The sequence below is a fragment of the Paenibacillus sp. FSL K6-2862 genome (assembly GCF_038005125.1).
GTDB classification, from domain to species: domain Bacteria; phylum Bacillota; class Bacilli; order Paenibacillales; family Paenibacillaceae; genus Paenibacillus; species Paenibacillus illinoisensis_A.
On record NZ_JBBOSN010000001.1, the window covers coordinates 110,531 to 135,444 of the forward strand.

The 24,914-nt window shown below is 47.8% G+C and carries 22 protein-coding genes and 1 other RNA gene; 18 read left to right on the forward strand and 5 right to left on the reverse strand.

Features of this window, described 5'->3' with window-relative positions; genetic code table 11:
* Positions 1 to 7: 7 nt before the first annotated feature.
* Positions 8 to 1,999 (reverse strand): M1 family metallopeptidase, encoded by a 1,992-nt coding sequence (locus tag MHB82_RS00525; protein WP_341173560.1) that lies wholly within the window; start codon positions 1,997 to 1,999, stop codon positions 8 to 10.
* Between the two features lie 101 nt (positions 2,000 to 2,100).
* Between MHB82_RS00525 and MHB82_RS00530 the strand changes: the two genes are divergently transcribed.
* Entirely contained in the window at positions 2,101 to 2,604 is a 504-nt protein-coding gene (locus tag MHB82_RS00530; protein WP_095293467.1) for a YwhD family protein, read from the forward strand.
* A gap of 198 nt (positions 2,605 to 2,802) precedes the next feature.
* Here MHB82_RS00530 and MHB82_RS00535 read toward each other — a convergent pair whose 3' ends face one another.
* On the reverse strand, positions 2,803 to 4,881 hold the full coding sequence (locus MHB82_RS00535; RefSeq protein WP_341173561.1) for a transglycosylase domain-containing protein: 2,079 nt from the start codon (positions 4,879 to 4,881) through the stop codon (positions 2,803 to 2,805).
* A 413-nt stretch (positions 4,882 to 5,294) separates the two neighbouring features.
* Here MHB82_RS00535 and speE point away from each other — a divergent pair, with 413 nt between their 5' ends.
* Positions 5,295 to 6,122, forward strand: coding sequence for a polyamine aminopropyltransferase (speE, locus tag MHB82_RS00540; protein ID WP_341173562.1), 828 nt, complete (start codon positions 5,295 to 5,297; stop codon positions 6,120 to 6,122).
* Between the two features lie 14 nt (positions 6,123 to 6,136).
* A complete protein-coding gene (gene speB, locus MHB82_RS00545; protein ID WP_095293470.1) occupies positions 6,137 to 7,006 on the forward strand; it encodes an agmatinase in 870 nt (289 codons plus the stop codon).
* A 389-nt stretch (positions 7,007 to 7,395) separates the two neighbouring features.
* On the opposite strand, the gene MHB82_RS00550 is transcribed toward speB, so the two are convergent.
* A complete protein-coding gene (locus MHB82_RS00550; protein ID WP_260504323.1) occupies positions 7,396 to 7,527 on the reverse strand; it encodes a hypothetical protein in 132 nt (43 codons plus the stop codon).
* A 279-nt stretch (positions 7,528 to 7,806) separates the two neighbouring features.
* Between MHB82_RS00550 and MHB82_RS00555 the strand changes: the two genes are divergently transcribed.
* The 5 genes from MHB82_RS00555 (at position 7,807) to argS (ending at position 13,362) form a co-directional block, all read left to right on the forward strand.
* On the forward strand, positions 7,807 to 8,997 hold the full coding sequence (locus MHB82_RS00555; protein WP_341173563.1) for a WD40/YVTN/BNR-like repeat-containing protein: 1,191 nt from the start codon (positions 7,807 to 7,809) through the stop codon (positions 8,995 to 8,997).
* Positions 8,998 to 9,214: 217 nt separating this feature from the next.
* Positions 9,215 to 10,696: an alpha-N-arabinofuranosidase gene (locus tag MHB82_RS00560; protein WP_341173564.1), complete on the forward strand. Its 1,482-nt coding sequence runs from the start codon at positions 9,215 to 9,217 to the stop codon at positions 10,694 to 10,696.
* Positions 10,697 to 10,700: 4 nt separating this feature from the next.
* Positions 10,701 to 11,000, forward strand: a complete 300-nt coding sequence (locus MHB82_RS00565; protein ID WP_341173565.1) for a DUF6171 family protein — start codon at positions 10,701 to 10,703, stop codon at positions 10,998 to 11,000.
* Positions 11,001 to 11,260: 260 nt separating this feature from the next.
* On the forward strand, positions 11,261 to 11,686 hold the full coding sequence (locus MHB82_RS00570) for a DUF1934 domain-containing protein (protein WP_095293474.1): 426 nt from the start codon (positions 11,261 to 11,263) through the stop codon (positions 11,684 to 11,686).
* Positions 11,683 to 13,362: an arginine--tRNA ligase gene (gene argS, locus MHB82_RS00575; RefSeq protein WP_095293475.1), complete on the forward strand. Its 1,680-nt coding sequence runs from the start codon at positions 11,683 to 11,685 to the stop codon at positions 13,360 to 13,362. The genes MHB82_RS00570 and argS overlap by 4 nt, the downstream gene beginning before the upstream one ends.
* A 57-nt stretch (positions 13,363 to 13,419) precedes the next feature.
* Here argS and MHB82_RS00580 read toward each other — a convergent pair whose 3' ends face one another.
* Both MHB82_RS00580 and MHB82_RS00585 read right to left on the reverse strand, forming a co-directional pair.
* On the reverse strand, positions 13,420 to 13,578 hold the full coding sequence (locus tag MHB82_RS00580; protein ID WP_176476242.1) for a hypothetical protein: 159 nt from the start codon (positions 13,576 to 13,578) through the stop codon (positions 13,420 to 13,422).
* Complete coding sequence (locus MHB82_RS00585; RefSeq protein WP_095362307.1) at positions 13,578 to 14,732, reverse strand: S8 family peptidase; 1,155 nt, start codon at positions 14,730 to 14,732, stop codon at positions 13,578 to 13,580. The genes MHB82_RS00580 and MHB82_RS00585 overlap by 1 nt, the downstream gene beginning before the upstream one ends.
* Before the next feature lie 104 nt (positions 14,733 to 14,836).
* On the opposite strand from MHB82_RS00585, the gene MHB82_RS00590 reads away from it, so the two are divergent.
* The 10 genes from MHB82_RS00590 (at position 14,837) to ffs (ending at position 24,857) form a co-directional block, all read left to right on the forward strand.
* A complete protein-coding gene (locus MHB82_RS00590) occupies positions 14,837 to 14,971 on the forward strand; it encodes a hypothetical protein (RefSeq protein ID WP_341173566.1) in 135 nt (44 codons plus the stop codon).
* Between the two features lie 188 nt (positions 14,972 to 15,159).
* The gene (gene rpoE, locus MHB82_RS00595) at positions 15,160 to 15,732 is read left to right on the forward strand and encodes a DNA-directed RNA polymerase subunit delta (protein WP_095362305.1); all 573 of its coding nucleotides are present in this window, start codon (positions 15,160 to 15,162) and stop codon (positions 15,730 to 15,732) included.
* A gap of 491 nt (positions 15,733 to 16,223) precedes the next feature.
* Entirely contained in the window at positions 16,224 to 17,828 is a 1,605-nt protein-coding gene (locus MHB82_RS00600; protein WP_095362304.1) for a CTP synthase, read from the forward strand.
* Positions 17,829 to 18,081: 253 nt separating this feature from the next.
* Positions 18,082 to 18,468, forward strand: a complete 387-nt coding sequence (locus MHB82_RS00605; protein ID WP_095293480.1) for a response regulator — start codon at positions 18,082 to 18,084, stop codon at positions 18,466 to 18,468.
* 259 nt (positions 18,469 to 18,727) lie between these two features.
* On the forward strand, positions 18,728 to 19,582 hold the full coding sequence (gene fba, locus MHB82_RS00610; RefSeq protein ID WP_095362303.1) for a class II fructose-1,6-bisphosphate aldolase: 855 nt from the start codon (positions 18,728 to 18,730) through the stop codon (positions 19,580 to 19,582).
* 147 nt (positions 19,583 to 19,729) lie between these two features.
* Positions 19,730 to 20,983, forward strand: coding sequence for a UDP-N-acetylglucosamine 1-carboxyvinyltransferase (locus MHB82_RS00615; protein ID WP_095362302.1), 1,254 nt, complete (start codon positions 19,730 to 19,732; stop codon positions 20,981 to 20,983).
* Positions 20,984 to 21,454: 471 nt separating this feature from the next.
* Complete coding sequence (gene rho, locus MHB82_RS00620) at positions 21,455 to 22,777, forward strand: transcription termination factor Rho (RefSeq protein ID WP_095293483.1); 1,323 nt, start codon at positions 21,455 to 21,457, stop codon at positions 22,775 to 22,777.
* 98 nt (positions 22,778 to 22,875) lie between these two features.
* Positions 22,876 to 24,150: a radical SAM protein gene (locus tag MHB82_RS00625; RefSeq protein WP_095293484.1), complete on the forward strand. Its 1,275-nt coding sequence runs from the start codon at positions 22,876 to 22,878 to the stop codon at positions 24,148 to 24,150.
* A gap of 103 nt (positions 24,151 to 24,253) precedes the next feature.
* Positions 24,254 to 24,451: a 50S ribosomal protein L31 gene (gene rpmE, locus MHB82_RS00630; protein ID WP_095293485.1), complete on the forward strand. Its 198-nt coding sequence runs from the start codon at positions 24,254 to 24,256 to the stop codon at positions 24,449 to 24,451.
* A gap of 138 nt (positions 24,452 to 24,589) precedes the next feature.
* Positions 24,590 to 24,857: signal recognition particle sRNA large type (gene ffs, locus MHB82_RS00635), an RNA gene on the forward strand.
* Positions 24,858 to 24,914 lie beyond the last annotated feature (57 nt).

Here is a 24,914-nt window from a genome sequence, read left to right on the forward strand (position 1 = left end):
CTCCACCTCACCATGACAGACCTCCGAATATAGCTTCAATGAGCTTGGTTACACTCATGCTCCAGCGGAACTTGGATGGTTCATCCAGACCGGCTTTCAAAAAGTTATTCATATGACGGTTCTCCAGCACAACGGTATATAACGGATCGGTCATGGCCCAGGATACAGGCGAGCTGTACGTTAACTTGTACGTAATTCGACCGTTACTGCCATCCCATTCCTTGGCGACGATGTGTCCATCTTCAAAAACGATGCGAACGGGGACTTTCTCGTAGTCGCTGCCTTTTTTTACTAATGTTACCGATGATTCGTACAACGTTTGACCGTCTTTCTCAACAGGCTTGACCTGGATATTCTCCACGGCGAAGTCGGCCATTCCGTCCCCATATACGTATTGATTAAAATAATCAGACCAGGACTTATGAGTCACTTGCTCCACGACCTTTTGGAAATCGGCCGAAGTAGGATGTTTGAACCGATATTTTTTAACATAAGTTGAAAGAATGCGTTCCATCGTTTTGGCGCCTACTTGTTGTTCGATGCCCAGCAGCACAAGCTTGCCCCTTGTGTAAACATTGGCTGCGTAATGATTCTGGGAATCAAACTTCCAGGACTCCTGCGTGAGTGAGGCAGGTGAAGTAATTAAGCCGGATTGAACGGGCAGATTCGGAATAAGTCCGTATTCCTGTTCCATCAGTTTGTCTTCTGCGTAAGAGGTGAACCCCTCATCCAGCCAAGCTTCTTCAAATTCATTGCTGGCAACCATACCATAGAAGTACTGATGGCCTATCTCGTGTACAACCGTGCGTTCCAGATCGTAGCCTGGTGTAGTATCGTCCGCACCGAAGGCTGTAACTAAGGTAGGATACTCCATGCCGCCTGCTCCATTGCCTGTCTTCGGGGGAACAACGATAGAGAGCGTGGAATACGGATACGGACCAAACCACTTGCTGTAATTCGAAAGAGCTGCTTTGGCTGCATAGAAGTAACGTTCCTTCAGATCCTGGTGGGCCGGGTCCAGATAGAGCTTGATTCGTACACCTGGCACGTTGGGAGCGGAGAAGGGTTCTTCTGCATAAACAAAGTCAGGTGAGGCTGCCCAGGCAAAGTCGTGCACATCGTCAGCATAGAATTGATAGATCTTTTCGCCATTTTTTATAACAGCCTGCTTCGTTGGAAACCCGGTCGCGGCAACCTTGTATGTTTCCGGTACCCGAATACGCACACTATAGATGCCAAAATCCGCATAAAACTCGGAATTCCCGTGGTACTGATGCAGATTCCAGCCCTCAGCCGTACGTCCTCGCGTGCCTGCAGGCTCGTATACACTGAGTTTGGGGAACCATTGGCCCGCCATAACGAAGTTTTCAGCGGTCCCCATGCGGGCAAAGATTTTGGGCAGCTTGACCTCAAACCGGGTATGCAGTGTAATGGTTTCCCCGCCCTTGACCGGCTTGGGTAATCTCACTTTTATGAGCGTTTTGTCTTTCATGTTTCCGTCATCCGGCTGTACATATTGCATCCGGTGCAGCAGGGAAAGCCCGTCCTCTGTTTTCATCTCTGTAATATTCATGGAGCCGTAACCGTCCGTTGGCATCACATCACCGCGAAGCTTTCCTCCGGATTCCTTCATAAATGTTGTGTCAGTAGAAGAGAATGCATTGGGGTATAAGTGGAAATAAAGTTCGCTGACTGTTTTTTTACCCGGATGAGTCCAGGTCAGCGTCTGCGTTCCCTCCAAGACATTGCCGTCTACTAGCTTCACATCCATGTGATATTCCACCACGCGGTTGCTGAACACCTCAGCAGTAGGTGTCTGTACACTTTCTGGAGGTGCCGGAGTTTGGACTTTTGCCGGAGGCTTGCCCAATTCCGGGGCGAGCGTTGGCAAGTCGGATGTCGTAGAACGAGTGTGATCCAGAGTGATCCATATGGCTCCGGTAAACACACACAGGGCCAGAATTGCAGTAAGCCAGCTCTTGGCGCGTAGTGGAATCATCGTTAAATACCTCCCGTTGACAAGCATCTACAGCATGTATATGTTTGCAATGGGGCGATTATTAGTTAAAATATTTGTATCAACCCTTGGAGGCTATAACTATGGATCAAAACGAGCAAAACGGCAAAAAACAGATTGCCTTGAATATCGTAAGTGCCAAGAGCAAACATAAAGGTTTCGGTGCAGGCTCCATTGATCTGAACAACCTGTCGCCGGTTATTATTGATAATGGCGAGGCGAAGATTGATATTGGTGCCATGCATGCAAAGAGCAAGGTAGAACGTGGAATCAAGTTTTCAACGAATCGGGAAGATGTACCTAACGGTCGCCAGGTATGGTTGGTTTGGGTAGCTGTGGACCGTACAGAACAGGGACAATTGTACGGTGGAGCAACAGCGTGCGAGATGTGGATCGATACCGAGGCGAAACGAGGATGGAAGCTGCTGGCTGACCATGTAAACCGGATGGATTATGCAATGAAACGCCGCTTTATGCTGGATGAGCTTGGACCAGAGGATCGTGCTGCTCTCAAGAAGCTGTTGATTACACACAATGAAGAGTGGTGGAACGCTTCACCGGATGAACTAAAAGAAGCGCTTTCCTGATAAAAGATTTCTGATAAACGCCTTATAAGCTGTTTTCTAGAAAAAGAACATGAAAAGCCCCGCAACCGAAATGATCGGTTCGGGGCTTTTGCTTCACAAGTGGGAAGAGGTATTGAAATAGTTGAACAAGACTGACCTTCAGAAAGAACCTGAAGCCGGCCAATCACAGTGACGCAATTAAGTCATTACGTAGTTGCGTCATTCTACCCACCAACGTTTAAAGTCTCTCCACCACGAATGCTTTTCTTCCTGGATTCCTTCTTGATTCTGTACCTCATGACTTCCTTCATTCTTTTTCGGATCGGTATCGTCGGTTTTTCCGGTACAGGTTTCTGTCGGTTCTGTACCGTCAATGAAGACCTCAAGCCGTTTCTCTTCACAGCCATTACCCGCCAGTTTTCCGGACTCGGGATCAATATACACACTGACCACATGATCGGGAACAGGGAAGATCTTAGGCGGCACACTCGCAAGAGCCTGTTCAGTAAATTGGGCAAACATCGGTGCTGCACGGCGTCCATCCGACGTGGAGATGGCTTTTCCCTGATCATAACCGACCCATACTGCGGTGGAGAGTTCGGGGGTGAAGCCAACCATCCAGGCATCCGTATTGGTCGTACCGGTTTTGCCTGCTACGGGGCGCTTAATCGTTGTAGCAACCCTATTCCCTGTACCGCCATTTTCGAACACACTTTCCATTAAACGTGTCAGTACATATGCTGCGGCGGGTTCTACCACATTCTCGGCCTTGGTTTGTGGTGCTTCATAGATGACACGTCCTGTTGCATCCGTCACCTGCAGAATGGCGACAGGTGGCATCCGTTGTCCGCCTGCAGCGATGACGGAGAAGGCAGAAGCCATTTCCAGTGGGCTCACGGGCGAGGTGCCCAAGGCGAGAGAAGGGACAGCACTCAGATTGCTTGTAATCCCCAGACTTTTGGCCATATCCACAACCTGCTCAGGCCCGATCTGCATAATTGTATTGACTGCATAGATATTGTCCGAAGCGGCAATGGCCTGCCTTAGATCAATTTCCCCCAGATACTTGTCGCCGAAATTTCCAGGTTTATAGGTCTTGCGATCATTGTCATAGTGAAACAGGGTTGGTTCGCTATTGAAGATAGAGGCACTTGTCAGCTCTTTGGATTCCAGTGCAGCCAGATACATAATAGGCTTAAATGCAGATCCCGGCTGGCGTGTCGTCGCCAGAACATGGTTGATCTGATTGTTCCGGTAGTTTTTGCCGCCTACCATAGCCTTGATATAGCCTGTACGAGGGTCTATGGACACGAGAGCTGTCTCCAGTTCACTGCTCGGATCCATGCCTTTGGCTACAGCGTCTTCAGCTGCCTTTTGCACACGTAGATCCAGAGTGGTGTATATATTTAATCCTCCATGGTCCAGCATTGCTTCACTAATGCCCAGCTCCTTGACCGCAAGGCTGCGAATGTAATCCCTGAAATAAGGCGCGCTTTCTACTGTTTTCCGTTCGCTTTCCGGTTTAAAAGACAGCATCTCTTCATAAGCCTTGTCCGCTTCTGCTTTTGTTATCTTGCCGATATCGACCATGGCGGCCAGCACGATCTTCTGCCGATCCTTCGCGTTCTTCATATGGTTATATGGAGAATAGTAGGTGGGGCCTTTTGGAATGCCTGCGAGCATGGCGCTTTCCGCCAAATCGAGCTGTTTGGCTGATTTGCCGAAATACATGCGCGAAGCTGCTTCAATTCCGTAGGCGCCATGACCATAATAGATTTCATTGAGATACATTTGTAGAATTTCATCTTTGCTGTACTTCATTTCAAGTTGTGCCGTGTACATGGCCTCTTTGGCCTTGCGAGTCCAGGTCTTCTCATGGGAAAGATATAGATTTCGCGCAAGCTGTTGTGTAAGTGTGCTGGCACCTTGGGACATTTCCATATGCTGCAGGTTAACGAGGACGGCCCGTCCCACCCCTTGAATGTCAAAACCATAATGGTCATAGAATTTGCGATCCTCTACAGCCAGAGTGGCATTGACCAGGTCTTTTGAGATGTCTTGAAGCTGCACAGGTACAGAATCCTTGCCGCCTGCAGAGAAGGTGGCAATGACTTCGCCTTGGCTATCAAGCAGCCTTGAGTTGCGATCCGAATCAGCTAAAGGTAGGCTGGTCGCATATAGATAGACCAATCCTGCAATCGTTGCAATAACGCCGAGAACAGCGAGCAGAGAGAGGCTTTTGATCCATTTTAATAAACGGAACCCGCGTTTGCGGGTTTTCTGGCGATGTTGAGTCATGGAACGGGCTCCTTTCTTCTTTTCTTCCCAGTATGGGATTTCATGGACAGGGATATTCAGTCTGCCGCTGAACAGTTTAAAATGTAGCATTTCTGCAGAAAAAACCGTTTTGCAGGATAAACATCTATCGCGTATAATGCAAAAGGGTAATGAAAAGTAGCAGTTCGGCACAACATACACAAAGGCACAGAAAGACGAACAGCACCAATTGTCATTGATTCGTTGATCGGTCAGACGCTTAGCACGCTGTGGTCAATTTAATCTATATAATGAAGTGAACGCGGACCTTTCCCGCAGCCAGCAACCCTAATGCTTTGGCGCCGAACGCTGGGCGTGCTTGTGCGAACCGGGCGGCGTGCAGCGCCATGCTTGATATGGCTGATCAATAACTTTACGGAAAGAAGGTAGAGATCATGGAATTGTGGTTCACGGAGAAGCAGACCCCGGCATTCGGGATCACCGCGAAGATTAAGCAGACATATGTAAGCGAGAAGACAGATTTTCAGGACTTGGCCATGGTAGAAACCGAGGAATTCGGTAACATGCTGCTGCTTGACGGTATGGTGATGACAACTGTGAAAGACGAATTCGTATATCACGAAATGGCTGCTCACCCTGCGCTGAACACTCACCCGAATCCGAAAAAAGTTTTGGTTGTAGGTGGTGGTGACGGCGGCGTTATTCGTGAAGTCATCAAACACGCTGCAGTAGAAAAAGCAGTTCTCGTCGAAATCGACGGTAAAGTTATTGAGTATTCCAAAAAATATTTGCCTGAAATTGCCGGTAAACTGGACGAGCCTAATGTTGAAGTGCTCGTTAATGACGGCTATATGCATATTATTGAACATAAAAATGAGTACGATGTAATCATCGTGGATTCCACGGAGCCTGTAGGTCCGGCTGCACCACTGTTTGAGCGTGGTTTTTACCAAGGGATCCATGAAGCACTGAAAGAAGATGGCATCTTTGTTGCACAAACTGACAACCCTTGGTTCAAAGCAGACCTGATTCAAAAGGTAAACAAGGATGTGAAAGAAATCTTCCCCATTGTACATGTATACGGCTGTAACATTCCAACGTATCCAAGCGGTCTGTGGACATTCACAATGGGCAGCAAGAAACATGATCCACTTCAAGTGGATGAGAATCAAATTCCAGAGATGGACACCAAATATTACTCGCCACGTTTGCATAAGGCAGCCTTTGTACTTCCTAAATTCGTGGAAGACTTAACGAAATAAAGGGGAAATCATTAATGAAATTGGATCAAGCTTATTCTGGTAACGTATTTATTTGCAGTTCCGAGGATTATGAGAATTCCAAAGCGGTCATCTACGGGATGCCCATGGATTATACTGTCAGCTTCCGTCCGGGTTCCCGGTTCGGTCCTTCTCATATCCGCCAGGCTTCGGTTGGACTTGAAGAATACAGCCCGTACCTCGACAAGAGTATTGTCGATATGACCTACTTTGACGCTGGAGATCTGCTTTTGCCTTTCGGTAACGCAGGACGCAGCCTTGAAGTGATCAACGAGTATATCGGCAGCCTGCTGGCTGATGACAAATTCCCGATCGGTCTTGGCGGGGAGCATCTGGTCACTTGGCCAGTGATCCAACAAATGTACAAGAAATACCCGGATCTCATCCTGATTCATATTGATGCACATGCAGACCTTCGTGAAAGCTATGAAGGTGAGCCGTTGTCCCACTCGACGCCAGTACGCAAAGCAGCTGAGCTGATGGGCGGCAAAAATATTTATCAATTCGGAATCCGTTCCGGCTCCCGTGAAGAGTTCCAGTATGGCCGGGAGAACATTAACTTCTACCCGTTTGAAGTCGCAGCTCCAATGAAGGAAGCTCTTCCGAAAATGGGCAATCGTCCAGTGTATGTGACCATTGATATCGATGTGCTTGATCCATCGGCTGCTCCAGGAACAGGTACAGCGGAAGCGGGCGGTATCACGTCCAAAGAACTGCTTGAAGCCGTCCATATGATTGCCGGATCGGATGTAAATGTAGTTGGCTGTGACCTGGTTGAGGTAGCGCCAATCTATGATCCAACACAACAGACACAGATTGTAGCGGCAAAGCTGATCCGTGAGATGCTGCTTGGCTTCGTGAAGTAATAACCCGAATAATGGTTAGAACATAACACTCTCTTTCTGCGCGGATCCAATATTGCGTAGGGGAGGGTGCTTTCGTTATCAGGACACTTGTAAAGGATGCTCCACCATCCTGTTTTAGCGAGTGGAATATTTGATTGGGTGGGGTTCACTTCATTGAACCCTGGCTCACGACTATGTTATACTGGCTACAACGTAATAGGTAATATATCAAATTATTGATGTATTACATCAGGGAAGTATATGGTGGTCTGGTTCGGCCATACACTATAAAAAGAGCCCTTGTCGTTGGTAGCGACAAAGACTCTGAGGACCAGAAAGGCTGTGGACTGCCACGGCGTGCATTAAACTTGATAGCTTAGTTCAAGCGAAACCCACCGTCAGGCTCCAACCTATGAGGTGGGTTTTCGCTTGTTACGAAACTTTTTACGCAACCAACGGTATAGCCTTCGTACACTCAGTACCAGACTGAGAATCGCAGCAATCCACCGGATCACATCAAGCAACGCCACAAGTTTGACCATCGACGTCACCCCCTCTCGGGAAGCTGCGCCGTGGTCATGAAAACATCCACCATATTCAGAGTCCTTAATACCAATTATAGCACGTATGTTCGCATGTCTCTACCATTTACTGCATACCATGAATGAATCGTTCTATACGTTTACGAACGACCACCCTTATCTACAAGATATCAATCGTAGGTGAAGGTGGCTTTTTTATTGCAGTAATGTCATTGCTGATAGATCAATTGTTACTTTAGAACATGCAAATTCGGGTAAAACATAGAAGGAGGTGTCGCGATGACAACAAAGAGTACGATCACATGGGAACGGATTGGGACATTGGCATTATCCTTAACGCTGGCGTGGGGATTGGGGCCAGTATATGCACAGGCCGATGCAAGTGCTGTTGCAGCTTCATCCACTTGTGGAAGTGGAGATCACGGATTGTCTGCTACATTGAAGAAAGGCAGCGGTGTAGAAGATCAGCATCTGCAGTTTACAGACATTGATTTCCTGAACAACACAACGGGTCGTGCTGCTGGGGAGGGGTTCCTGATTGGCACCTCGAATGCGGGCTGTACATGGCAATCCATTTATACTGGACAATGGCAGTTCATGCAGATTGATTTTCCGAATAACGTAAATGGATTTGCCTTAGCGCAAATGAAGGATTCTGCCAAGACGTATCTTATTCGCACGACAGATGGGGGATCACACTGGAACCGACTTGATACCCCTGGTATGCAGTTCAAGCGAATTGATTTTAAAAATAAAAATGAAGGTTACGGCTACACCTATAATGGCGCGTATCGGACACAGGACGGCGGATTAAGCTGGATTAAAATCCATACCCCCGCAAATACAAGATCGGTGGCTTTCACCACAAATAAACAAGGCTATGCTGTACAAGTTGTACCTGGCTCGGGATATCAGTTGCTCCGGACTGCAGATGGGGGTAAGAACTGGACAACCTCTCTCAAAGTCGCTTCGACCACATGGAATGGGGCAGATCTATATGCAAACGGAAAGCAGGTATGGGCTGTCCTGTATGGTGATGCAGGCATGTCTCAACAATCGTATTCCCTATATGCAAGCGGGAATCAAGGCAGAAGCTGGAGGCAGGTTTTTGCTCAGTCGACAGCAGGTGGAGGCCCTGCGCCGGGTGGCAGCAATGTAGGGAAAGGAAAAGGCCCGGCAGACCCGGGGGGCCATCCTGGGAACATGTCGCTAATTGGTGATCAGACTGCTTATCTCTCAGGTGGATCTCCTGCTGCTGGTAAAGTGGGTGTTGGACGTTCGTATGATACAGGTTCCACGTGGAAAAATATCGATCTGAAAGATCCAGGTTATAGCTCGCGCATCTCTTTCCCATCAGCCCAAACAGGCTGGCTCGTTGTAACGAGTGATAACTCACCTGCCATTTACCAAACGACAGATGGCGGAACTTCTTGGGCACAAAAAATGTTGTTACCTTCAGAGCGGGATTAAATGGCCCTTTAATTTGGAATAACAACCAGCCAAATTCACTAGTAGAGACGAAAACAAACCATTTCGTAGGTCTATGTTGAATCTGCCAAATAAACAAGCCCTTTCCAGAGAAATTATGCTGGCAAAGGGCTTGTTTTTGTAAAAATAAAAACGGTTGAAACCTGTTAAAAAACAAGTTATTGTAAGCGATAACAACACATTTTGGGAGGTTGAAATCATGGTTGATGTTACTTTAAAGGCGAATTCAGATCAAGGATTAATAAATCGCAATATATACGGTCACTTTTCTGAACATTTGGGACGTTGTATTTACGAAGGGATCTGGGTAGGGGAAGATTCACCCATTCCGAATACGGAAGGGATACGCAATGACGTGCTGGCGGCACTGCAGAAGCTGAATATTCCGGTACTTCGCTGGCCGGGCGGTTGTTTTGCTGATGAATATCACTGGAAGGATGGCGTAGGTCCAAAAAGTGAACGTGCACGCATGATTAATACGAACTGGGGCGGCGTGGAAGAGAATAACCATTTTGGAACACATGAATTCCTAAGATTATGTGAGCTGTTAGGAACAGAACCATATATCAGTGGTAATGTGGGTAGCGGAACCGTCCATGAAATGCAGCAGTGGGTCGAATACATTACGTTTGACGGGGAATCTCCTATGGCCAACTGGCGCAAGGGTAACGGTAGGGATAAACCATGGAAACTGACTTACTTTGGTGTAGGTAATGAAAACTGGGGATGTGGCGGTAACATGCGTGCCGAGTATTATGCGGATGAGTATCGTCGGTATGCTACATATGTACGTAATTATTCTGATAATCAGATCTATAAGATTGCCTGCGGACCCAACGAGGACAATTACCACTGGACAGAAGTATTGATGCGTGAAGCGGGACAGCACATGAACGGCTTAAGCCTTCATTATTATACATTGCCGACGGGAGTGTGGAATGATAAGGGCGAATCTACCGGATTTGATGATCAAGCCTGGTTCCAGACCCTGAAGCGCACATTGCGCATGGAAGAATTGATCGTGAAGCATTCCGAGATTATGGATAAATATGACCCAGATTGCAAGGTGGGACTTATTATTGATGAATGGGGAACCTGGTACAACGTCGAGCCAGGGACGAATCCGGGATTCCTGTATCAGCAAAACACAATGCGGGATGCGCTTGTAGCTGGCATTAACCTGAACCTGTTCAATCGCTACAATAAACGGGTGCAAATGGCCAATCTGGCACAAATCGTTAACGTACTGCAGGCTCTGGTCCTAACAGAAGGCGAGCGTATGCTGCTCACCCCAACATATCATGTGTTTGATATGTATCAGGTTCATATGGATGCACAGCGGTTGGAGCTGAACTATGAGAGCCCTGGGTACACGCTTGGTGAAGATACCATTCCTCAGCTTAGCTTGTCCGCTTCCCGCAGTAAGGACGGCGTGATTCATGTAACGGCATGCAATCTCAGTCACACAGATGAGCTGGAAGTGGTATGCCAGATTGAAGCGGCAGAATCTTCTTCCGTATCTGGTCGAATTCTGCATCATGCCGATTTTGGTGCATTCAATACATTTGAAGATCCGAACCAGGTTGAGCCGACGGATTGGAAGGGTGTTACCCTGGTTAATCAGGAGTTGCGTTTTGTCCTGCCGCCTGCATCTGTAGGGGTACTTGCAATCCAGGAGTAATGCGATGAGCACATCTAATTCAAGTCATTTTGGGGCTAAGCAGGAGTCATGTAAGGGATGCAGTGATCAACATGCTGTCAACATCAGTGAGTCCAAAATGGCCCGATTGGTGGAGATTGCATCGCGTTCGCGCCCTGTCGTTCAGGATGAGGAATATGAGAGGCGATTATCCTCATGTGCAGACTGCCCAGGACTTCAATATGGCACTACCTGCCGCTATTGCGGCTGTCTGGTCCAGGTTCGTGCCAAGCTGGTAGAATCGATCTGCCCGTTCCCCTATGAATCCAGGTGGTCGAGCATCTAACGTTTAATCTCATTATAATGTAACAAAGCAGGGCTGCACTTTTAGGGTGCCGCTCTGCTTTTTTTGATGATATGGGACAAAAACTCTGAATTTGGATTTGAATTGAGCGGGTGAACTGGATATAGTTATACAGTAGAGTGTAGGATAGCGAGCTATCTGGTCATATTAGCGCGTATAGCGGTACTCGAATTCGGGAAGGGCTGTTCTCACCGGTCCTGCCCGATTTTGCGCCGCCTCGAATATATTGGAGGTTAACATTCATGTCGAACATGCGACCGGTTCAGATCCGGCTGCACAGCCGTTATGAAGGCGAAGATGTGCTGCAGGAAATGAAGGGTGAAGCCGTTTTGAAGGGTTCTGTGCTCTACGTTCGTTACGAAGAGCCACAGGCTGGACCTGAGGGCGGTATTACCCGAACAACATTGAAGCTTGGTGGACAATCCCTCAAGATTATACGCCATGGTGAGGTGGAATCGGAGCAAACGTTTGAAATGAATCGCAAGCTCCCAGGTTTTTACCGATCACCTTACATGTCATTTACCCTGTCCACGCATACACATAAGCTGGACCTTTCCATACAGGGATTGAGCGCACGCGCAGCGTGGAGCTATGACTTTTACCGCTTTGACGAAGAAGCCGGACATTTTGAGATCAGTTTGCACATACAGGAGGAACCAATTTCATGACACGTAATCCACTAGATACGATTAACGAACGGGTAAGTACCGCGATCGGCAATGCTGTTGTTGCTGCCGGCCTCGTTACGCAAGAGGAACTGCCAGCCATCACACTTGAAGTGCCGCGTGACAAGTCGCACGGGGATTTGGCGACCAACGCAGCCATGCAGCTGACCAAGATTGCCAAGCGCAATCCACGCCAGATTGCAGAAGAGATCATTGCGAATCTGAACCTTGTGGAAGCTGGAATCGAGAAGGCAGAGATTGCCGGACCAGGATTTATCAACTTCAAATTGGACAAGAGCTACCTTTACCCGGTGCTTGGACTTGTTCATGAACAAGGTGAGAACTACGGACGGATCAATGTCGGCGAAGGGCGCAAGGTCGAGATGGAGTTTGTCAGTGCGAACCCGACAGGCAGCTTGCATCTGGGACATGCCCGTGGAGCGGCTGTGGGTGATGCGCTCTGCAACATCCTCGATTATGCCGGATATGACGTAACACGTGAATATTACATTAATGATGCGGGTAACCAGGTGTTTAACCTGGCACGTTCCATTGAAGCACGTTATTTGCAGGAGCTGGGCCAGGATGCCGAGATGCCTGAAGATGGTTACCACGGCGAAGATATCAAAGGATTTGCCAAGGAGCTGGTAGCCGAAAAGGGAGACAGCTTGCTGTCGATGCATCCAGGTGATCGTGCTGCCTATTTCCGTGACTATGGTTTGGAGAAAGAGCTCGATAAAATCAAGCGCGACCTGAATCGCTTCCGCGTTAACTTTGACATCTGGTTCAGCGAGACTTCTTTGTACGACAATGGGGAAGTGCTTCGTGTCCTTGACGAATTGCGTGATCGTGACGAAATTTACGAAAAAGACGGAGCAACTTGGCTGAAAACCATGCAATATGGTGACGACAAAGAACGTGTATTAATCAAAAACGATGGCACGTACACGTACCTGACACCGGATATTGCATATCACCGTGACAAGTATTCCCGTGGATATGACACAATGATCAACATTTGGGGAGCTGACCACCATGGATATATTCCACGGATGAAAGCAGCAATGCAGGCATTGGGTAATGACCCATCCAAGCTGGTGGTATTGATTGCACAGATGGTGAGCTTGTTCCAGAACGGTGAAAAAGTGAAGATGTCGAAGCGTACCGGTAAAGCGGTAACGATGGAAGACCTGATGGATGAAGTGGGTATCGATGCAATCCGTTACTTCTTCACGATGCGCAGCATGGATTCCCATCTGGACTTTGATATGGATCTCGCGATTTCGACGTCCAATGAGAACCCGGTATTCTACGTGCAATATGCACATGCCCGCGTATGCAGCGTATACCGTCAGGCTGAAGAGCAGGGTATTGAGCTGCTGCCGCTGGCACAGATTGACCTGTCCAAGCTGACGACGGAACATGAATTCGATCTTCTTCGCAAAATGGGTGAGCTGCCTGAAGAGATTGCCGCAGCAGCTACCGGATATGCGCCTCATCGCATGATCCGTTATGTATATGAGCTGGCTTCATTGTTCCACAGCTACTATCGTGCTGAACGCGTCATTACCGAAGACGCGGGTCAAACCCAAGCGCGTCTGGCGCTGATCGGTGCCGTTCGCACCGTCATCGCGACAGCGCTCCGTCTGGTAGGCGTATCCGCACCAGACAAAATGTAAACCGTGAGGGCAAGCACCGCAGCAGCGGCTTGGCCGATCGCAAAAAGTCTCCATGCATCACGCCTGCAATGCAGCGTGGACATGGAGACTTTTTGTTGTGCCCGGTGCTTCATCCCGCCAAGGCTTGGCGGACCAGCCGGGCACCGAGCCAGCCAGACTGCCGTAGGCTGCTGCTGGCAAGACCCCAAGAGCAGCAGCAATACGCAGCTGCCCCATTACCCGCCGCCCTCCTGCATCAGCCGGAGTGCGTCAATCTCGCCACCGCGCACTTTGCTCTTCGCGGTGGTGGACTTGCGTGCACGCAGCGGAACGGTTGCGCGCTTGACCAGCGTCTTGATCTCGCTGGGCGAGAGACCCGGATGCTTCGCGAGCAGCAGCGCAATAGCGCCGCTCACATGGGACGTAGCCATGGATGTGCCACTCATCTCATGGTGCTTGCCCTGCACCCAGGAAGAGATGATCTTGTCGCCAGGGGCATAGACATCCACATATGCACCGCGGTTGCTGAAGGACGCAATCCGCCGATTTTTGTCGGTGGCTCCCACCGAGATGGTCTGCGGATAGCGTGCAGGATAATCGATACTGCGGCGTTTGCCGTCATTTCCTGACGAAGCCACAATGACGATGCCAGCCTGATGTGCACGGTTAACCACATCAAGGAGTGCCTTGCTGCGGGTTTTCATACCGAAACTCATATTGATAATATCGACCCGGTTACGCACACACCAGTCGATGCCCAGTACAATATCAGAGACATAGGCGGAACCGTTATGGTCAAATGCCTTGACCGGATAGATCAGGGAACGTGGAGCTACGCCAATCATGCCTTCCGTGCTATTCGCTGCGGCGATCGTTCCGGCAATATGGGTACCATGACCGTTGTCGTCATGAGGAAGCAGACTGCGGTTTAACAGGTTGATCCCGCGAGCCAGGGAGTACCTGAGGTCAGGGTGGTGATAATCGGCACCTGTATCGATCACGCCGATTTTGATCCGGTGTCCTGTGGAGACGGACCATACTTTCGGTGCGCGAATCTGCTTCACTCCCCATGGAACCCCTTGAGCTGTGGCCGGCTTGTTGTGAAGTGCTGTTGCATGAAGGGAGATTTGCATATCTTCCTCTACGGTAATCTCATCACGGTATTGATCCAGAACCTCCGGACAATGGACCGGAGCGATAATGGAGCGGGCCAGCCGTGAGGATCGTACCATGCTAAGATGAGTATGCTCATTCCGCATCCGCGAGAGCTCAAGCAGACAGGCTTCATACTGTCCAGGTTTGGCGAACCGGATCAGGTACCGCCCTGCCTGTTCCGGTTCAGGACGTTGCATTCCTTCAACTAATTGATGCAAAAAACCAGTATAGTCCATTATGGGCTGCCCCCTTCGGGATGAACATGCTGAGGTATTCTATGAATGCGTTCATCCCGCCGCATGGGGAACTTGCCCTTTTTTTACAAAAAGGCGTTCTCTTCGTGTCAAAACGGGCGCAGGGACATATGATGGATGGAGAGCTAGAGGGCTCTTGCGGGGAACCTGGTGAGGAGCAATCCTACGAGGGTATACAGTCAGAAGGCGGAGGGGACTCCGTCTTTTTCATTTTTCGCTAACTTTTACAGAATCGACATATTTGCAAACGGGAAGCACGGCACCTTGAATTTATATCAAATGCCTACATAAAAACTTGCTTTTTACCGCTAAATAGGTTTTACTTAGGTTTGTTAATGGATATGTTATACGTAACGGTCCAGCTCGTAGGGATATAAAGTGAATTATGTGTGAGAGGAAGTGTCTGTCAGTGAGTACCTCGCTCAATTTGAAAATTGATAAAGAAAAGGTAAGAGAGATTCCTTTGGTTGACCTTGCCTTTATGGTGCTGAAAGCGGCCAATACGCCGTACTACTACCGTGATTTGATGAATGAGGTAGCGAAACAGCGCGGAATGACTGATGAAGAAATCAACGAGTTTATCGCCCAGCTATATACCGAGATCAATATCGATGGCCGTTTTGCCTGTGTCGGTACAAGTCTTTGGGGATTGAAACGCTGGTATCCAGTAGGTGGAACAGAAGACTCCATGACGGGTGCGAAGCGTCCGCGCATCATCAACGATGAAGACGATGATCTGGAAGATGAGGACTTTGGCGAAGAGGAAGACAGCTACAACAGCGACGAAGACTTCGACAATGCCGATGATGATCAAGATGATGATGACGATGATGACGACGACGATGACGACATCTTTGATGAAGATGACAGCGATGAAGAAGTCCTTGTTGAAGATGATGATTTGGAAGACGAAGACCTCGATGAAGACGATGAAGATGAGTCCGAAGACGAGGATGATTTTGACGACGATTCCGATAAGTAACCGTCATTTTTGACGTCGATAATTTACCCGTTTTCCCCAGATAGTCAGCCTTGACAGCGAACGGGGTAACGGGTAAACTATTGCATGGGCTTATGAATGAGCGAGAATATATTTATGTTTTTTATAAAAAGTGCCCCGTCCTGCGGGAGTACTTTTTTTTGTATTTTTAGAGGCTGAATATTGCAAAATGATTGATTTCCGCACGCTCCCGGCCAAACATCCGTGGCCCGTTTTTTGTATATAAAAAAAACGTCGATAAGAGATGGATTGATGCCAATTTGGGGACAGGCATGGATGTTTGGCTTTCGGAAAATTTGCACCATTCTTAGCTGTAGAGCAAGGTTTACACATGGTCTTCGCACAAAAGAGCAGTACGCAGATGCAGGGAATTTCTGCCATTGCTCTTTTTAACGATGATTACCTGGGAAACGGGTTACGATAACACCATATATCGCCTGAATTTCTGCATTTATATTAGGAGGGTAATAACAGTGACAAAGTATATTTTCGTGACGGGCGGAGTTGTGTCCTCCCTGGGTAAAGGGATCACGGCTGCCTCGTTGGGCAGACTGCTGAAAAACAGAGGTCTCAAGGTAACCATTCAAAAATTTGATCCATACATCAACATCGACCCGGGAACAATGAGTCCTTATCAGCACGGTGAGGTTTTTGTAACGGATGATGGCGCGGAAACGGATTTGGACCTTGGTCACTATGAACGTTTTATCGATATCAACCTCTCCAAAAACAGCAACGTCACGACGGGTAAAGTGTATTCCTCCGTTATTAGCAAAGAGCGGCGCGGAGAGTACCTCGGCGGCACGGTACAAGTTATTCCGCACATTACGAACGAGATCAAGGAGCGTGTATTCCGCGCTGGACGTGAAGCAGGTTCGGATGTTGTTATTACAGAGATCGGCGGAACTGTAGGCGATATCGAGAGCTTGCCTTTCCTGGAAGCTATTCGTCAGATCAAGAGTGATGTTGGCCGTGACAACGTAATGTATATCCATGTAACGCTGATTCCTTACATCAAGGCAGCTGGTGAAGTGAAAACCAAACCAACCCAACACAGCGTAAAAGAATTGCGCAGTATCGGTATTCAGCCAAACGTGATTGTATGCCGTACAGAATATGAACTGTCCAAAGACATGAAAGCCAAAATCGCTCTCTTCTGCGACATTGATGAGAATGCCGTAGTTGAATGTCGCGATGCAAGCACGTTGTATGAAGTGCCTTTGAACCTGCGTGAAGAAGGTTTGGATGAAATCGTGGTAAATCACCTGAAGCTGACCACTCCTGCACCGGATATGAGCGAGTGGGAAGGGCTGGTTGACCGCATCAGCAAATTGCAGCGTACAGTTGAAATTGCCATTGTTGGTAAATATGTAGCACTGCACGATGCTTATTTGAGTGTTGTTGAATCCCTGTCTCATGCAGGATTTGCATCCAATGCAGATGTGAAGATTCGCTGGATCCATTCCGAAGATATCACAGACGAGAACGTTGGCGACCTGCTGCATGGTGTTGGCGGTATCCTTGTTCCTGGTGGTTTCGGAGATCGTGGTATCGAAGGTAAAGTGTCGGCAATCCGTTATGCCCGTGAGAAAAACATTCCATTCTTCGGTATTTGCCTGGGTATGCAGGTATCCGTAATCGAATATGCACGTTCCATTGTAGGTCTGAATGGTGCGAACAGCTCCGAGATTAACCCGGCTACCGAATTCCCGGTAATCGACCTGCTGCCAGAACAAAAAGATATCGAAAATCTGGGCGGTACAATGCGTCTGGGTCTATATCCTTGTAAGCTGCAAGAAGGTTCTTTGGCTATGGCATGTTATGATGATGAGTTGGTATATGAGAGACATCGTCACCGGTATGAGTTCAACAATGAGTACCGTGAAGCGATTGAAAAAGCAGGTCTGGTCATCTCCGGTACATCTCCGGATGGCCGTCTGGTTGAGATCGTGGAACTTCCGGGACACCCGTGGTTCCTGGCTGTACAATTCCATCCGGAATTTACATCCCGTCCGAACCGTCCACAGCCATTGTTCCGTGAATTCGTAAAAGCTTCATTGGAAAATGCAGAAAGATAATATTGAGTTTACCCTATAATGTAGAGGGGTGTTTGCCGAGTGGCCTGTGTTTGCAGGCTGGTGCGGTGAGCACCTCTTTTTTTTGTTTCGGCAATAGCTTCCGTTCAAGTGTGACACGGATAAAATGTTTGCTGTAATTTGTGCGTGGGGCAGGATTTTAATGGGGAGGGTAGAATACTTATCATGACGACTATGGGATAGTTATCCAGATTCGGAGAAATACATGCTTTCCTAAAATCCAGGAGGTTACAGAGTGGAAAATAAAAAAGTGTTAATCGTTGATGACCAGAACGGGATTCGAATCCTCTTAATGGAAGTATTCAGCAGTGAGGGATATAACACATTCCAGGCTCCCAATGGCAAGATCGCTCTGGAAATTGTGAATACAGATAAACCTGATCTAGTGTTGCTCGATATGAAGATTCCAGGCATGGACGGCCTTGAAATTTTGAAGCATATTAAGGAGATTGACCCGGATATCAAAGTCATCATGATGACAGCTTATGGCGAACTGGACATGATTAAGGAAGCTACTGATCTCGGTGCTCTTATGCATTTCACGAAGCCGTTCGATATTGATGAAATGCGCGTGGCAGTCAACATGCAGCTTCGCAATGATACGGCGAATAGGTGCAGCTGAATCCTGTGAATGCAGGATTTTTTAGTCTGTGCTCTACAGGTCATGTACTTCTTGGGGGTAATGGGTATTTCGTCCAATTAACGAGGGAATATTGAAAATGGGAGCGGCTTCATGCGGTGTCTATGAAAACTGTGCTGCAAAGCACAGCATTTTTGCAAATGCTTGTTTAGTATTTGACATGGGATGTGGTATAATAAGCCCGTATGTGATTTCGGCTAAAAACCATAGACACAACCCAAACCCTAGGAGGATTGAAACCATGCCATTAGTTTCTATGACAAACATGTTGAACAAAGCACTTGAAGGAAAATATGCAGTTGGTCAATACAACATCAATAACCTTGAGTGGACTCAAGCGATTCTTGCAGCTGCAGAAGAAGAGAAATCTCCTGTAATCCTTGGTGTATCCGAAGGTGCAGCACGTCACATGGGTGGCTTCTACACAGTAGTTAAAATGGTAGAAGGACTTATTCATGACATGAAAATCACCGTTGAAGTTGCGATTCACCTGGACCACGGTTCCAGCTTTGATAAATGTAAAGAAGCAATCGATGCCGGATTCACTTCCGTTATGATCGACGGTTCCCACCACTCCATCGACGAGAACATTGAAATGACGAAAAAAGTCGTTGAATATGCACACGCTAAAGGCGTTTCCGTTGAAGCTGAAGTAGGTACTGTTGGCGGCCAGGAAGATGACGTTATCGGCGGCATCCAATACGCTGACCTGAACGAGTGTATCCGTATCGTCAAAGAAACAGGTATCGACACATTGGCACCAGCTCTGGGTTCCGTACACGGTCCTTACCAAGGCGAGCCAAACCTGGGCTTCAAAGAAATGGAAGAAGTTCGTGATGCGGTACAAGTTCCACTCGTATTGCACGGTGGTACAGGTATTCCTAAACATGATATCGATAAAGCCATTTCCCTGGGTACTTCCAAAATCAACGTAAACACTGAGAACCAAATTTCGTTCACAAAAGCGGTTCGTGAAGTGCTTGCAGCTAAACCAAATGCTTACGATCCACGTACGTTCATCGTACCAGGCCGTGAAGCAATCAAAGAAACCGTTAAAGGTAAAATCCGCGAGTTTGGTTCCAACAACAAAGCGTAATTTATCTTTACCAGTTCCATACTGTGAAGTGGAAAGAACACCGCCTAGCCGGTGTCTTTCCATTTTCACACCTTATTTCACGTAGGGAGCCATGAGCACGTCATGCCGTTCGTCGGCTGCAAAACACGTAGGGGGACATTAAGCTTTATGGAAAAATTGATGATTAGTGGCGGACGTCCGTTACAGGGGACTGTAACCATAAGCGGCGCCAAGAACAGCGCCATTGCGCTTATTCCTGCAGCATTGCTTGCCGAATCAGAGGTCGTGCTGGATAACCTGCCACTTTTGAGTGATGTGGCGGTTTATGCTGAAATTTTGGAGGAACTCGGAGCTCGTGTATTCTGGGAAGGCAGTCAGATGAAGATCGATCCTTCCGATATCAAATCTATACCTATGCCGAATGGTCCCGTGAAGAAGCTGCGTGCTTCGTATTATATGATGGGAGCATTGCTTGGACGATTCAAAGAAGCAACAATTGGTTTGCCTGGAGGCTGTAACTTTGAGCCTCGTCCGATTGACCAACACATCAAAGGTTTTGAAGCGCTTGGCGCAACAGTAACGAACGAACATGGATCCATCCATCTGCATGCCAAAGAGCTGCGTGGAGCTAAGATTTATCTGGATGTAAGCAGTGTAGGTGCAACCATTAACATTATGCTGGCGGCCACACGTGCCAAAGGCTCTACAATTATCGAAAACGCGGCTAAAGAGCCTGAGATTATAGATGTAGCAACACTTTTGAATTCAATGGGTGCCAGCATCAAGGGTGCGGGTACTGAAACTATTCGTATTGAAGGCGTGTCGGAGCTCAAAGGCTGCCGTCATTCCATTATCCCGGACCGCATACAGGCGGGTACGTATATGATCGCCGCAGCGGCAACGCGCGGTAATGTTTTGATCGACAATGTCATTCCCAAACATCTGGAGGCGTTAACTGCCAAATTGCTGGAGATGGGTGTGGGCATTGAAGAGATGGATGAGAGTATTCGTGTCATTGGACAACCTTCCTATAGTCATGTGGATGTTAAGGCACTGGTGTACCCGGGGTTCCCAACCGATTTGCAGTCACCGATGACAAGTGTATTAACTCAAGCGACAGGCGTAAGTGTCCTGAGCGATTTTGTATACAGCAATCGATTTAAGCATGTGCCAGAGCTGGTGCGTATGGGCGCCAAAATTCGAGTGGAAGGTCGTTCAGCCATCATTGAAGGCGGTGCACTGAATGCGGCCAAAGTAAAAGCATCAGATCTTCGTGCCGGAGCAGCGCTGGTCATTGCCGGTCTGACGGTTAAAGAAGGTGTGACTGAAGTGACAGGCGTCGAGTTTATTGATCGTGGCTACGACCATCTCGTCACCAACCTGCGTCTTCTTGGTGCAGATGTGTGGCGTGAAACGGAATAGCGTAAGTTACCATATTGCAAGATTGGTGACTTGACGTTATTATTTTGACAGAACTGCATAACCTTACAACAATTGGGTAAACCTATTCTAATAGAGTTCTCAGCCTCTCCGGGATAAGACGAAATGGTTTTTATTTCCTTAACCGGAGGGTCTTTTTTTGGATCAAATATCATATGGCTGTATGAACTGACATCATTCCTTTTCCCCAAACCCCGATTTGTCTGTGCTCCATGACTGGGTACCCGGATCGAAAGCCTCGTGAATTATATGTTCACTTACAAGTGTGTAACACTGTATCATGGTCATCCCACCCGGAAACTTACACTCAACGACAAGTATTTGCATTATAACGGTTACATTCCGTACAATGGACAGAAGAGAACGCAGCTGATTTGTGTTGTTCTCCTATAGCCGATCATCAAGCGAAACTATCCATTTCACGGACTTATTAATTGAATAGGTGGTTATTATATGGATCTACAAATTTCCGATTTGGAAGAAATGAAACTAACGGACCTCTACAAACTGGCCAAAAAATATCAGATTCCCTACTATGGCACACTGAAGAAGAAAGAATTGATCTTTGCCATACTACGAGCTCAAGCTGAACAGAGTGGTTTGATGTTCATGCAAGGTGTGCTTGAGATCCTTCCGGAAGGTTACGGTTTTCTCCGCCCGATTAACTACCTGCCTAGCACCGAAGACATTTATATATCTGCCTCGCAGATTCGTAAGTTTGATCTTAGAACGGGTGACCTCGTATCTGGTAAATGTAGAACGCCGAAGGAAAACGAGAGATATTTCGGTTTGCTGCAAGTCAATGCGGTAAACGGTGAGAATCCTTCAGCTGCTGCGGAAAGACTTCACTTCCCGGCATTAACCCCACTGTATCCGCAGAAAAAGCTGGTTCTCGAAACATCCCCCAACCATTTGTCTACACGCATTATGGATGTGCTGGCTCCTGTAGGTTTGGGACAGCGCGGATTGATCGTAGCACCTCCCAAAGCAGGTAAGACGCTTCTCCTCAAAGAAATTGCCAACAGTATTTCAACCAACAATCCAGAAATTGAACTGTTTGTCCTGTTGATTGATGAACGTCCGGAGGAAGTAACGGATATGTCTCGTTCGGTAAAAGGGGAAGTTGTGGCTTCTACGTTCGATGAGCTGCCTGAGAATCATATCAAGGTTGCGGAACTGGTGCTGGAACGTGCTCTGCGTCTGGTTGAGGCGAAAAAAGATGTAGTTATTTTGCTGGACAGCATTACGCGTCTTGCTCGTGCATATAACCTGGTTATCCCACCATCCGGACGGACACTTAGTGGGGGTATTGACCCTGCAGCATTCCACCGCCCAAAACGTTTCTTCGGATCTGCGCGGAATGTGGAAGAGGGTGGAAGCCTGACTATTCTGGCAACAGCGTTAATCGATACGGGATCTCGTATGGATGATATTATCTATGAAGAGTTTAAAGGTACGGGCAATATGGAGCTTCATCTGGACCGCAAACTGGCAGAACGCCGTATCTTCCCGGCCATCGATATTCGCCGTTCGGGTACACGCCGAGAAGAAGTGTTGCTAAGCAAGGAAGAGCTGGATACTATCTGGACCATTCGTAAAAATATGAATGACTCCCATGATTTTGTGGAAAGCTTCCTGAAAAAACTGCGCAACAGCAAAACGAATGCTGAATTTTTGGCTGCGTTCGATGCAGCGGGCAACAATACAAGCAATTCGGGGACCACAACGACTCGGCGTTCGCCGAGACAGACGGCTACCTCAGCAACAACAACTTAAAAAGTAATACTTTTACGCATTCGAATTTGGCAGTTCTGCTGCTGGATTTACCATAAACTCGTCGTTCGGTTTAACCCATTAGATGTGAGGAGAACATCATGTATTTAGTATACGCAGATGAAAAAGGAAATGTATTTGATCACCCATCCCTGTATGGGCTTGCCCGTAGTGGAGATATGATCGTTGAAATTATGGAGGATGAACTCATTCCTCTACCAGAGGGAGCAACTCTGGTTGGATTACCAAGCACTCGTCCCATTGGGATGGATCCAGACACCGGCGAGATGATGCCTCTTCCGAGTGATACACAGGCGGTCGGAGCTTTGCTCCCGCAAGGGTTTACTCGGCTGTGTTTGCCGGGTTATGTGAAAACAGATAAAGAGTATAAGCTTCCTTTGTTCGGGTACTCCGCAGTGGTATGGAAAGATGACGCATTCTACGTTACAGCCCGGATGTCCGATCATCCGGATCAGTGGAATCCGCTGAACTGTGACCGTGATGACGTACGTGCTGGAGTTACGCGCATGACCGAAAAGTATCCTGAGAATCGTCTGTATACCCATTTGTCCAACTGTGCACTTGGATATGAATGTCTGACATCGTCAAATACGTTCCTGAATCGTTGGGAAGGTGGAGTTCCGGTATCGTATTCCTGTAACGCAGGCTGCTTCGGATGTATTTCAGAACAACCAGATGACAGTGGCTTTGTTTCCCCGCAGACTCGAATGAATTTCCGGCCTCGTGTGGACGAAATTGTTGAGGTTATGCTGGAACACCTGAAAACACCAGAGTCCATTATCAGCTTTGGGCAGGGATGTGAAGGTGAGCCGTCAACTCAGGCTAAGTTGATTATTGAGGCCATTCGTGAGGTGCGTTCCATTACGGATATGGGATATATCAATATTAACACCAATGCAGGTTTGAATGACCACATTCGGGGCATCGTGGATGCGGGGCTTGATTTAATGCGTGTGAGTACGATCAGTGCACTGGATGACCACTATAATGCGTACTACAAACCACGGGGCTATACACTTGCAAACGTTGAGAAGTCAATGAAGTATGCGGCTCAACAAGGTGTGTACACATCGATTAACTATTTGATCTTCCCAGGTGTCACGGATCGTGAAGAGGAGATTGAAGCAATGATTGAGTTTGCCCGGAGAACAGACCTGCGCTTAATTCAAATGCGGAATCTGAACATCGACCCGGAGAGTTATCTGGAACTTATCCCTCCAGCTCAAGGTGATATTCTCGGAATGAAGCAAATGATTGAGATCTTCGAAGAAGAGCTGCCTGATGTTGTTATTGGCTCGTATACACACGTTCCTCCAGCCGGGATGGCGCGTCCGAAACGACTCATCACCTCTTGATAATATTCGATTGCAACACGCATGAGGCCGTGTTATAATCTCTGAAGTTGTGCCATTTACTCTGGGTCCGCTTGAGGCTCAGGGCGGAAAGAGGTGAAAGGTAATGAAAGAAGCAATTCATCCTAAATACACGATCGGTCAAGTAACCTGCGCTTGCGGTAACACTTTTGAGACTGGTTCAGTTAAAGAAGGACTTCGTGTAGAGATTTGCTCCGCTTGCCACCCGTTCTTCACCGGTAAACAGAAGTTTATCGATGCTGGCGGCCGTGTCGATCGTTTCAAGAAAAAATACGGAATCTAATTCAGCAATTCCCTGGGGATTGTCTGCTAATTGCATCCAACCCACCCCTGCCTATTGGCAGGGGTTTTTATATAGGGATAAAGGTTCCAGTTCACACCTGGTTGCAATTTGGATAAGCTTACGTTATACTATTTCTTACCGTGCTAGATGGGGAGGTAGCGGTGCCCTGTAACTCGCAATCCGCTATAGCGAGGTTGAATTCCTGCTAGAGGTTTTGTCGATGTGAGGTTTGGTCCCTGAACGTGGTGTTGACGGTTGGGTCCTCCGCAATGAGTACTCATGAACCTGGTCAGGTCCGGAAGGAAGCAGCCATAAGTGAGATCACTCTTGTGCCGGAGGGTTGCCTAGCCTGAGCTGTTGTTCAGGGGTGCCACTTGGATCGCAATTATCGATAGCAGGTGCACGGCTTACCATTTGAAATGTAGAGACCTTTGCAGTTGTATGTATGCAGAGGTCTTTTTGA

Coding starts and splice junctions, on each gene's coding strand:
- MHB82_RS00525 (WP_341173560.1), bottom strand. CDS start 1,999: ATGATTCCACTACGCGCCAAGAGCTGGCTTACTGCAATTCTGGCCCTG.
- MHB82_RS00530 (WP_095293467.1), top strand. CDS start 2,101: ATGGATCAAAACGAGCAAAACGGCAAAAAACAGATTGCCTTGAATATC.
- MHB82_RS00535 (WP_341173561.1), bottom strand. CDS start 4,881: ATGACTCAACATCGCCAGAAAACCCGCAAACGCGGGTTCCGTTTATTA.
- speE (WP_341173562.1), top strand. CDS start 5,295: ATGGAATTGTGGTTCACGGAGAAGCAGACCCCGGCATTCGGGATCACC.
- speB (WP_095293470.1), top strand. CDS start 6,137: ATGAAATTGGATCAAGCTTATTCTGGTAACGTATTTATTTGCAGTTCC.
- MHB82_RS00550 (WP_260504323.1), bottom strand. CDS start 7,527: ATGGTCAAACTTGTGGCGTTGCTTGATGTGATCCGGTGGATTGCTGCG.
- MHB82_RS00555 (WP_341173563.1), top strand. CDS start 7,807: ATGACAACAAAGAGTACGATCACATGGGAACGGATTGGGACATTGGCA.
- MHB82_RS00560 (WP_341173564.1), top strand. CDS start 9,215: ATGGTTGATGTTACTTTAAAGGCGAATTCAGATCAAGGATTAATAAAT.
- MHB82_RS00565 (WP_341173565.1), top strand. CDS start 10,701: ATGAGCACATCTAATTCAAGTCATTTTGGGGCTAAGCAGGAGTCATGT.
- MHB82_RS00570 (WP_095293474.1), top strand. CDS start 11,261: ATGTCGAACATGCGACCGGTTCAGATCCGGCTGCACAGCCGTTATGAA.
- argS (WP_095293475.1), top strand. CDS start 11,683: ATGACACGTAATCCACTAGATACGATTAACGAACGGGTAAGTACCGCG.
- MHB82_RS00580 (WP_176476242.1), bottom strand. CDS start 13,578: ATGGGGCAGCTGCGTATTGCTGCTGCTCTTGGGGTCTTGCCAGCAGCA.
- MHB82_RS00585 (WP_095362307.1), bottom strand. CDS start 14,732: ATGGACTATACTGGTTTTTTGCATCAATTAGTTGAAGGAATGCAACGT.
- fba (WP_095362303.1), top strand. CDS start 18,728: ATGCCATTAGTTTCTATGACAAACATGTTGAACAAAGCACTTGAAGGA.
- MHB82_RS00615 (WP_095362302.1), top strand. CDS start 19,730: ATGGAAAAATTGATGATTAGTGGCGGACGTCCGTTACAGGGGACTGTA.
- rho (WP_095293483.1), top strand. CDS start 21,455: ATGGATCTACAAATTTCCGATTTGGAAGAAATGAAACTAACGGACCTC.
- MHB82_RS00625 (WP_095293484.1), top strand. CDS start 22,876: ATGTATTTAGTATACGCAGATGAAAAAGGAAATGTATTTGATCACCCA.
- rpmE (WP_095293485.1), top strand. CDS start 24,254: ATGAAAGAAGCAATTCATCCTAAATACACGATCGGTCAAGTAACCTGC.